This is a genomic window from Streptomyces sp. NPDC016845 (assembly GCF_044332585.1).
Classification (GTDB): domain Bacteria; phylum Actinomycetota; class Actinomycetes; order Streptomycetales; family Streptomycetaceae; genus Streptomyces.
In genome coordinates, this window is the sequence record NZ_JBIRPI010000018.1 from 165,203 (window position 1) to 174,724 (window position 9,522).

The 9,522-nt window shown below is 72.3% G+C and carries 10 protein-coding genes; 6 read left to right on the forward strand and 4 right to left on the reverse strand.

Annotated features, from left to right (window positions below):
- The first annotated feature begins 39 nt into the window (after nt 1-39).
- From ACH4RC_RS31715 to ACH4RC_RS31725, 3 genes are all read left to right on the forward strand, one after another.
- Entirely contained in the window at nt 40-378 is a 339-nt protein-coding gene (locus tag ACH4RC_RS31715; protein WP_398207009.1) for an STAS domain-containing protein, read from the forward strand.
- On the forward strand, nt 375-1,331 hold the full coding sequence (locus tag ACH4RC_RS31720) for an anti-sigma factor RsbA family regulatory protein (RefSeq protein WP_398207011.1): 957 nt from the start codon (nt 375-377) through the stop codon (nt 1,329-1,331). Before ACH4RC_RS31715 ends, ACH4RC_RS31720 begins: the two co-directional genes overlap by 4 nt.
- A gap of 145 nt (nt 1,332-1,476) precedes the next feature.
- Nucleotides 1,477-1,791: a hypothetical protein gene (locus ACH4RC_RS31725; RefSeq protein WP_398207013.1), complete on the forward strand. Its 315-nt coding sequence runs from the start codon at nt 1,477-1,479 to the stop codon at nt 1,789-1,791.
- A 29-nt stretch (nt 1,792-1,820) separates the two neighbouring features.
- Here ACH4RC_RS31725 and ACH4RC_RS31730 read toward each other — a convergent pair whose 3' ends face one another.
- The 3 genes from ACH4RC_RS31730 to ACH4RC_RS31740 form a co-directional block, all read right to left on the reverse strand.
- Nucleotides 1,821-4,271, reverse strand: coding sequence for a GH92 family glycosyl hydrolase (locus tag ACH4RC_RS31730; protein ID WP_398207014.1), 2,451 nt, complete (start codon nt 4,269-4,271; stop codon nt 1,821-1,823).
- A gap of 229 nt (nt 4,272-4,500) precedes the next feature.
- Complete coding sequence (locus tag ACH4RC_RS31735; RefSeq protein WP_394436534.1) at nt 4,501-5,523, reverse strand: DNA-directed RNA polymerase subunit alpha; 1,023 nt, start codon at nt 5,521-5,523, stop codon at nt 4,501-4,503.
- 114 nt (nt 5,524-5,637) lie between these two features.
- Nucleotides 5,638-6,804: a winged helix DNA-binding domain-containing protein gene (locus tag ACH4RC_RS31740; protein WP_398207016.1), complete on the reverse strand. Its 1,167-nt coding sequence runs from the start codon at nt 6,802-6,804 to the stop codon at nt 5,638-5,640.
- A gap of 199 nt (nt 6,805-7,003) precedes the next feature.
- Between ACH4RC_RS31740 and ACH4RC_RS31745 the strand changes: the two genes are divergently transcribed.
- On the forward strand, nt 7,004-7,363 hold the full coding sequence (locus tag ACH4RC_RS31745; RefSeq protein ID WP_398207018.1) for an STAS domain-containing protein: 360 nt from the start codon (nt 7,004-7,006) through the stop codon (nt 7,361-7,363).
- Nucleotides 7,364-7,660: 297 nt separating this feature from the next.
- Nucleotides 7,661-8,209, forward strand: a complete 549-nt coding sequence (locus tag ACH4RC_RS31750; protein ID WP_398207020.1) for a DUF4383 domain-containing protein — start codon at nt 7,661-7,663, stop codon at nt 8,207-8,209.
- Here the strand turns inward: ACH4RC_RS31750 and ACH4RC_RS31755 are convergent.
- Nucleotides 8,206-8,817, reverse strand: a complete 612-nt coding sequence (locus ACH4RC_RS31755) for a sigma-70 family RNA polymerase sigma factor (RefSeq protein ID WP_398207022.1) — start codon at nt 8,815-8,817, stop codon at nt 8,206-8,208. The genes ACH4RC_RS31750 and ACH4RC_RS31755 overlap by 4 nt on opposite strands.
- A gap of 144 nt (nt 8,818-8,961) precedes the next feature.
- Here ACH4RC_RS31755 and ACH4RC_RS31760 point away from each other — a divergent pair.
- The coding region (locus ACH4RC_RS31760; RefSeq protein ID WP_398207036.1) for a MerR family transcriptional regulator at nt 8,962-9,522 on the forward strand (561 nt) is incomplete at its 3' end.

Genomic DNA, 9,522 nt, shown 5'->3' on the forward strand with positions numbered 1-9,522 from the left:
GAGGTGGCCGACCCAGGGGCGGGACGGGCGGATCGTCCGGTGTTCGGTTCAGGTGGCGCACGCGCGGCCGAGCTGCGGATCCAGCCCCTCACGGACCGCGCCGGGCTGAAGGTCGCCGGGGAGATCTGCCTGCCCACGCACGACGTGTGGGAGCGGGCGCTGATCCGCCTGGCGCGGCACTGCGACGACGGCCCGGTCCACCTCGAACTCTCGGACGTCACCTTCGTCGACATGGCGGGCGCCACGGCTCTGGCGGTCACCGCTCAGAGGCTGGGGCGCGACCGCCGACTGGTCCTCACCTGCCCACCGGCCGGCCTGAGCCGTCTGCTCGAACTCTTCTGGCCCGATCTGCCAGCCATCGAGGTGGCCGCCGTATGAGCACCGTGCCCGCACCCTCCGTACCGTCCGCGCCTCCTCCCCTGGACCTCGACCACCCGGCGCTGTTCTACCGGGACGAAGAGGAGTACCTGGCGGGCACAGCGGCGTTCGTCCGCGAGGGGCTGGCCGTCGGCGACCCCGTGGCGGTGGCGGTGCCCGCCGCCAACCTCGCCCTCATCAGAGCCGAACTCGGCGAGGAGGCCGGGCGGGTGCGCCTGCTCGACATGGAGCGGGCCGGACGCAACCCCGGCCGGATCATCCCCCGCGTGCTGCGCGCCTTCGCCGACAGCCACCCGGGGCGGCGGCCACGCATCATCGGCGAGCCGATCTGGGCCGGCCGCACCACGGCCGAGTACCCCGCCTGCGCCCAGCACGAGGCGTTGGTCAACCTGGCTTTCGAGGGCCGCGGCGTGACGATTCTGTGCCCCTACGACGCCACGCGCCTGACGGCGCCGGTCCTGTCCGACGCCCATGTCACCCACCCCGCCGTCATCCGGTCCGGCGCGCGGACGCCGAGCGCGCAGTACGCCCCGCAGGCGCTGGTCGCCCGCTACAACGAGCCCCTGCACGCGCCGCCCGGCGTGGCGGCGACGGCGTACACGAAGGCGACCCTGACGGCCGTACGCCAGTACGCCACCCGCTGGGCGGCCGGGCTCGGCCTCGCCGAGCCCCGCCTCGACGACTTCGAGCTGGCCGTCGCCGAGCTGACGACCAACAGCGTGGTGCACGGCGGCGGGGAGGGGCTGCTGGGGGTCTGGGCCGAGGACCGGCACGTCGTCTGCCAGGTCCGCGACGCCGGGGTCCTCGACGACCCGCTCGCCGGACGCCGCCTGCCCGCCCGGGACCAGCGCGGCGGGCGCGGGCTCCTGCTGGTGAACGTGGTGGCCGACCTCGTACGGACGCACAGCACCCCGGAGGACGGGACGACCACCCACGTCTACTTCCGCCTCTGACCGACGAGTTCGGCAGCCCGTGGCACGGGCGCGGCAGGGCAGGGCAGGGCAGAAACGTATGAGCGGCGCCGGCACCCTGCCATCGGAGCGGGGCCACACGTGTGAGACACCGAGCCGACCCCGGCCGGCGGGGCAGACTCGTGATGTGCGGAAGAAACGCAGTGTCGAGCCGACCGACGACGGCCACCACGTCGTCATCGACGGCCGCACATGGCGGGCCACGGATCCGTCGCTGCCGGAGGAGGCCGCGGCGGAGCTCCGCAAGCACCTGATGGCGGCCCGCCGCGCGGTCCGTGACGCCCTCCGCCAGGAGGACCCCGCGGCCGAGCGCCGGGCCCGCGACCGGGTCAAGGTCGCCAAGACCGCCCTCGGTGAACGGGGCCCCGCCTGGTGGGAGCAGTCGGAGGAGGAGCGCAGGGAGAGGTGGGAGGCGGGGCTCGAACGGCTCAGGGACGAGTAGCCCGGCCCCGCCCTCTCACCCGGCCCGCGTCAGCCGCCCGCCGGGAACGACGGCGGCGCGTCCCGCGGGGCCGTGCCCCACTCCTTGTCGGGTGCCGCCCCGAGCGAGAACTTCAGGGTCCCGCCGCGCAGCACCGTCGAGGCGGGCACCCAGGTCCGGTCCGAGGACGTGCCGTTGACGCGGACACCCTGGATGTACGGGGCCGACGCGCCCGCCCCCGGTGCCTCGATGCGCAGCGTCCGGCCGTGCCCGCCGCGCACCTCCGCGCGCGGGAACAGCGGCGAGGTAAGGGCGAGGTCCGCGCGGGCGGGCACCTGCGGGTAGACGCCGAGGGCCGAGAAGACGTACCAGGCCGACATGGTGCCCGCGTCGTCGTTGCCCGGGATGCCGCCGGGCGTGTCGGTCCACAGCTGGTCCAGTTCGGCGCGGACGGTCTCCTGCGTACGCGCGGGCTGCCCCAGGTAGTCGTACAGATAGGGGGCGTTGATGTCCGGTTCGTTCGTGGGGTCGTAACGCGTGTCGTCCTTCGCCGAGAAGTCGAACGTGCCGTCCGGCGTGCGGAAGAAGGAGTCCAGGCGCTCGACGGCCTTGTCCCGGCCGCCCATCGCCTGCGCGAGGCCCGCGACGTCGGAGTAGACCATCCACGTGTAGCGGGCGCTGCTGCCCTCGACGAAGCCGTCGCCCGTTGTGGGGTCGAAGGTGTCCCCGGCCCAGGTGCCGTCGCGGTTGCGGTCGCGCATCCAGCCGGCCTGCGGGGTGGCGTCCGGATCGAACACGTTGCTCCACGCGCCGGAGCGGCGCAGGAAGCCGGCCTGCCGGTCGCGGTCGCCGAGCGCCCCGGTCAGCTCCGAGAGGCCGTAGTCCGCGGCGGCGTCCTCCAGCGTCTCGGCGGCGCCGCCCCAGCAGTGGCAGTCGTCGGCGGGGACGTAGCCGTGGTCGAGGTAGAAGTCGAGGGACGGACGCTGGCCCACGCACTCGACCTGGCAGCCCGCGTCGGACGAGTCGTTCGCCGTCGGGACGGTCGCCGCGTGGACGAGGGAGTCGACCGCCCCGCGCACGTCGAAGTCCCGGGCCCCGAACGCGTACATGCCCGCGAGCGCCACGGCCGACGGGTCGCCCGACATGACGCTGGTCTTGCCCTGCTGCAGCAGCCAGCGGTCCCATTCGCCGCCGCGCTGACCGGCGTACGTGTACAGGGACTGCGCGTAGTCGCTCGCCGCCTCGGGCGACAGCCACGCCATCAGCTGGACCTGCGCCCGGTACTGGTCCCAGCCCGAGAAGGTGCCGTACTGGGCGCGCCGGCCCTTGGCGAGGCGGTGGGCGCGGCCGTCGGCGCCCGTGTACCGGCCGTCCACGTCGTTGGCGACGGTCGGCTCCAGCATCGAGTGGTAGAGGGCGGTGTAGAAGGTGCGCCGCTGGGCCTCGGTGCCGCCGCCGACGCCGATCTTGCGCAGCTCGCCGCGCCACTGCGCGGCCGCGTCGGAGGCCGTGTCCGCGAAGGAGGCGGACGCCGGGTTCTCCTCGCGCAGGTTGGCCTCGGCGCCCTCGGCGCTCACGTAGGAGATGCCGACCTTGACCTGGATCTGCCGTACGTCCTTGGCGAAGCTGACGTACGCGCCGGAGCCCTTGCCCGCCCGCGGGTTGCCGTTGTCGTCGTAGCCGGTGCCGCCGGATGCCTCGGTGGTGCCGGGGCGCAGGTCGCCGTCGTGCCAGGTGCCGGTGGCGGCGAACGGGGTGTCGAAGTGGGCGGTGAAGTGCAGGGTGTAGAGCTGGTGCCGGTTGTTCTCGCTCTGCGGGCCGCAGAAGTTGCCCGCGTCCACGGAGCCGGTGACGGTGCGGCGGGCCGCGTCGACCCGTACGTGCGCGTCGGTGCTGCCGCTCTCCGAGTTCGACGTGCGGAACAGCAGCGAGCCCGTCTTGCCGTCGGGGAAGCCGAAGCGTCCTGTGCCCGTGCGGGTGGTGGCGGTCAGGTCGGCGGTCGCGCCGCTGTCGAGGGCGACCTGGTAGCGCCCGGCGGTGGCCTTCTCGTGGTCGTGGCCGAAGTCCGAGGCGTAGGTGGCGTCGCCGGTGTCGGCGGACGGGGAGCCGGTCACCTCGCCGACGTGCGGCATGATCGGGATGTCGCCCGCCGCGCCGGAGCAGCCGACCCCGCTGAGGTGCGTGAGCGAGAAGCCGCGGATCCGCGTCGCGTCGTAGCGGTAGCCGCCGGGGGCGGGGTTCTTGGTCTGGGTGCCGGTGGAGGTCTGCGGGCTCCAGGAGAGCATGCCGTACGGGCGGACCGCCCCGGGGTAGGTGTTGCCCGCGTTGCTGGTGCCGATGAGGGGGTCGACCGCGCGCACCGGATCGCTGACGAGGGCCGGGGCACGGGAAGCGGGCGCCGCTTGCGCGGGCGCTGCCACGGTGGTGAGCAGTCCGCCGGCCAGGACGGTGGCCAGGGTCCCGGCGAGCAGAGCTCTGCGGGCGGAGGGAAAGGTCGTCATGCAGTCGCCTTCTTACGCCTGTCGCGCACATCTGACGCACACGTCCGACGCACACGTGTCACAGGCCATGGGGGAGGGCTTGATAACGATGTCAAAGAACGCGGGCGATGTTTCCGACCAAGATCCGAAGTGTCAAGAGGGCGGACGCGATCCACCGGAGACGCGACCGGGCCCCGGAGTGACGGCGGTCACTCCGGGGCCCGGCAGTTGCCTTGCGGTACTACGTGGTTCAGTACTGCTCGGTCTCGATGAACCCGGCGTCCGAGTCATCGGTGGCCGCGAACGTGTCGGCCGCGGTGGTCGGGTCGAACCCGGGCGGGCTGTCGCGGAGCGCGAGGCCCATACCGGCCAGCTTCGCCTTGATCTCGTCGATCGACTTCGCACCGAAGTTGCGGATGTCGAGCAGATCCGCCTCGGAGCGGGCGACGAGCTCACCCACGGAGTGGATGCCCTCGCGCTTCAGGCAGTTGTACGACCGGACCGTGAGGTCGAGGTCCTCGATCGGCAGCACCAGATCGGCGGCGAGCGCGGCGTCCGTCGGGGACGGACCCATGTCGATGCCCTCGGCGTCGACGTTGAGCTCGCGCGCCAGACCGAACAGCTCGACCAGGGTCTTGCCGGCCGACGCCATGGCGTCACGGGGACGCATGGCCTGCTTGGTCTCGACGTCGACGATCAGCTTGTCGAAGTCGGTGCGCTGCTCGACACGCGTGGCCTCGACCTTGTACGTGACCTTGAGAACGGGCGAGTAGATCGAGTCGACCGGGATGCGCCCGATCTCCTGACCGACCTGCTTGTTCTGCACGGCGGAGACGTAGCCGCGACCGCGCTCGACGGTCAGCTCCATCTCCAGCTTGCCCTTGCCGTTGAGCGTGGCGAGGACGAGGTCGGGGTTGTGCACCTCGACACCGGCCGGGGGCGCGATGTCGGCGCCGGTGACCAGACCCGGGCCCTGCTTGCGCAGGTACATCACCACAGGCTCGTCGTGCTCCGAGGAGACGACGAGCTGCTTGATGTTGAGGATGAGGTCGGTGACGTCTTCCTTGACGCCCGGCACGGTGGTGAACTCGTGCAGGACCCCGTCGATGCGGATGCTGGTGACAGCAGCGCCCGGGATGGACGAGAGAAGGGTCCGGCGAAGTGAGTTGCCGAGGGTGTAGCCGAAGCCCGGCTCCAGCGGCTCGATCACGAACCGGGAACGGAATTCGTCGACGACCTCTTCGGTCAACGAAGGACGCTGAGCGATCAGCATGAAGTGTTGCCTCCAGTGTTCGGCGCCCGCTATCTGGCGCCCTAGACACTGCGAGGGTAACGGGCGAAACGGCCCCGCAAGATCCGGCCCACCCGAAAGTGGGCCACGCGCGGGCTAGGCGTGCGGTCCCACGGTCACCGGTCCCACCACCAACTGGGCTTTCGCGTCGGTGACTTCACCGACGCGTCCGGCCTGGCGCGCCAGTTCTTCCCGCTGTCCGAGTGTGAGGTGGCTCAAAGATTCGACCGTGACAGTGACGCGCCGGCCCGAGCGCCGCTGGTGCCAGACGCCCGCCACCGCCCCGCCCACGAGGAGCAGCGGATAGTTCCCGGCCTGGCCGCGGGCGAGCGCGCGCTCGAAGGCCCGGCCCGGGAAGAGCAGCTCGCGGGGGTGTGAGGCGATCCCGAAAGCATCGAAGTAGGGCAGAAGGCGCACTTCGCCCCTTTCTGTATCCGGCTCCGGGAAGTCACCGTCACCGGCCGCCACCCACGCCTGTCCGGCGCCCTCGAACTCCACCGGTTCGATCCGCCGGTCCTCGGCCAGCTCTGCGAAGAGCGCGTTCGCCCAGCCCGGGGGCGCCGCCATCCACTTGGCGAAGTGACGCGGGGCGGCCGGACCGTAGGCGTACAGGTAGCGGCGGACCAGTGTGGCGAGGGCGTCCTCCCGCCGCATCGGCGTGACGCCGGGGTTCGTGTACGTGACCTGACGTCCCCGGTTCGGGCCGAACGCGAGCACGCCGCGGTGGGCCGCCGTGTGCATCGCCTGCCGCCAGCGCGGCCACATGCCCTGGAACGCGGGCATCACGAGATCGCCGGCCCATGGGCCGGTCCGCGCCACGACCGCCTCCGTCAGCTCGGTGGCGGTCAGCTCCGCGCCGGACAGCGCGTCCCCGACGGCCGTGACGACGGCTTCCGTCTGCTCCGTCGTGAGCCGGGCGTCCCTGGTGGGCTGCCCGACGCCGGGGACCGAGGAGAGCGCGCCGGTCCACATCGCCGCGTCGGCGGCGGCCAGGAGGTGGACGGTGCCGCGCGGCCCGTACGTCTTGACGAGCGACCGCTCCTGCCACAGCGCTCCGCGTACGTCGGCGCGCGTCGCCCCTTCGATGCGCAGCCCCAGCGACAGCTCGGCCGCGGACAGCACCTGGGCGTGGGCGCCGAGCATGGTGGCGGCGAGGTCGGGTACCGCGGTGGGGGAGCCGGGGAGCGGTGTGAGCAGACCCTGGCGCCGCATGCGGCGGGCGTTCGCGGCGGGCCAGGGCACGAAGGGCATCGTCGTCGGCATGCCGTGACGCTAATCCGCATCCAGGTCAGATGCTGTCCGCCTTGCTGTCTGCCTTACTGTCCGCTTCCCGCGAGTTCCCGCGAGCCTGCGTACGCGTCCGCGGCTGCCTCGCCTGACAACGCGGCGATACGGGCCTATATCATTCCAAAGAGGTACCAATCGGATACTTCGCACTCGGCCAGCACGGGAGCACTGCCGCATGAGCGATCTGAAACTGACCACCGACGAGTCGCGGAGCGCCGGCGTCGTGGTGCACGCCGAGGGCGAGCTCGACCTGCACTCGGCGACGGACCTCTACACCCGGCTCGGCGATCTGCTCGACCGTCGCCCCGCGGTCTTCCTCGACCTGTCCCAGGTCACGTTCTGCGACTCCTCCGGGTACAACGCGCTGCTGCGTCTGCACCGCCGCGCCCTGGAGTCCGGCAGCCGCTTCGTCCTCGTGTCACCGCACCCCACGGTCGGCCGGCTGCTCGCCCTGACCGCCTCCGAGGGGATCTTCGACGTCTACGACAGCCAGGACGAGGCGTTCGCCGCGCACCCCGTCGCCGACGGCGGCTGAGCCGGGGGTGACGCCGGCCGTCGGCAGGGGACGGCGCCGCGGCGAGCGGCTCGTCCCGATCAAGTCCCGGCCCTGCCGCCGGAGTTCGGCGGCGACGGCCCGTGCCGCCGTGACGCGTTCCCGCGTGTGCCACATCCGTCTCTGATCCACCTTGCGCACCGCGCCCTTCGGACGAAGCGGCCGGGCGGGCCGCCGAATGGTGCGGATCGGCGGTTGCTGCAACCGTTCAAGGAGGTGGGCGGGAATGGATGAGAGGGGGGCACGGCGCGGCAGACGACCAGAGAGGCGCCCGCAATCATGGAGCTCAGAGACGAACTACCCCTTGACCACAGATTGGCACGGGTCTACCGGTGGGGCGCCGCGTTCTGCGGCGTCGTCCTCCTGGTCTTCGGCTGTCTCGGCTTCGCGGACAGTCTGACCCCTTTCGACACCGCGGGTGAGCATGTCGCGGGGATGAGCACGAACGGCGTCCTGAGCCTCGTCTCGGTCGTCGTCGGGCTCGTCCTCATCGCCGGGGCCGTCATCGGCGGCAATGTCGCCTCCACGATCAACATGGCCGTCGGCATCCTGTTCCTGCTGAGCGGCTTCGTCCACATCTTCCTGCTGGACAAACCCGGGAACGTCCTCGACTTCGGCATGACCAACATCGTCTTCAGCTTCGTGATGGGCCTGGTCATCGTCACGTTCGGCATGTACGGGCGTGTGTCCAGCCGCCTGTCCCACGACAACCCGTACTGGCAGCGCCGCCACCCGGCGCAGGCGGCCAGGGAGGCGGAGACGCGCCGCGCCGCTCCGGAGCCCGTGCCGGTGCCGATCGCGTCGCACACGCCGACGGGCAGGCGTTAACCGTGGTCGGCGGCGGCGGCGAGACGGCGGCGAAGCCGGGTCAGGCCGCGCCGCGAGTGGCTCTTGACCGTGCCCAGGGGCCAGCCCGTCACCTGCACGATCTGGCTGTGCGTGAGGTCCCCGAAGAAGGCGAGCTCCAGGACGCGCCGCTGCGGCGCGGGCAGCAGCGCCAGCTCGTGGCGGACCACGACACGGTCCAGGGTGAGGTGCGCCGCGTCGTCCACGACCGGCGACGCGATGCTCAGCATCGCCTCCGCGGCGGAGGTGAGGACGGCCCGGCGGGTCCGCGCGCTCAGCGCGTCAGCGATCTTGCGGCGTGTGATGCCGACGATCCACGCCGCGACGGCGCCCCGGTCGGGGTTGTAACCCGCGCGGCCCCGCCACACCGCGAGGAAGACCTGCTGGGTCACGTCCTCGGCCTCGCGCGGGTCACCCAGGGAGCGGTACGCCAGCGTGTGGACGAGCGTTCCCCAGCGACGGTAGGCCGCCTCGAGACACGCCTCCCGCCCGGTTCTGAGCCCCGCGGCGAGCTCGTCATCGGGCAGTGACTCCTCGGCCGGCGTCCAGCGACCGCCCCGAAGAGTCCGCGTGATGCCTTGAGCGCGCATGGGCCCGTGCCCTCCCGTCGCCGAACCAGTGATCTTCACCTTGGCCAGCGCGGCCGCCGACTTCGACTCGCATCGAATGTGCATCGCTTTCCGAAGGGCCCCGCAGTGTCTTCTTCTCCGTCCTCTTCGCAGGCCGCATCGGTTCTGCAGCGTTCGAGCGGTGAGACCGGTGAGACCGGTGACGGTGCCGGGATCACCTCGGGCTCGCTCGCGCGCCGCCTGGGTGTCTCGCCCACGACGCTGCGCTCGTGGGACCAGCGCTACGACCTCGGCCCGGCCGGACGAGGCCACGGCCGCCACCGCCGCTGGTCGCCCCGCGACGTCGCCATGCTCGAGGACATGTGCCGGCTGACGGCCACCGGGATCCCACCGGCCGAAGCGGCCCGGGTGGCCAAGGAGCGTGCGGGGGCGGCACGGCGGGACGAAACCTTCCCGCACGCCGGGGAGGGCGCGCGGGGCGGCGAGGTGGACGGTACCGCTGCGCATGCCGCGTCGGGCGGCGAGGGTGCTGGTGTCGGCGTTCATGCCGGGTCGTACGGCGAGGGGGATGGGGATGCTGCGCGGGCCGCGTCGGGCGGCGAGGGTGCTGGTGTCGGCGTTCATGCCGGGCCGTACGGCGAGGGGGATGGGGATGCTGCGCGGGCCGCGTCGGGCGGCGAGGGTGCTGGTGTCGGCGTTCATGCCGGGCCGTACGGCGAGGGGGAT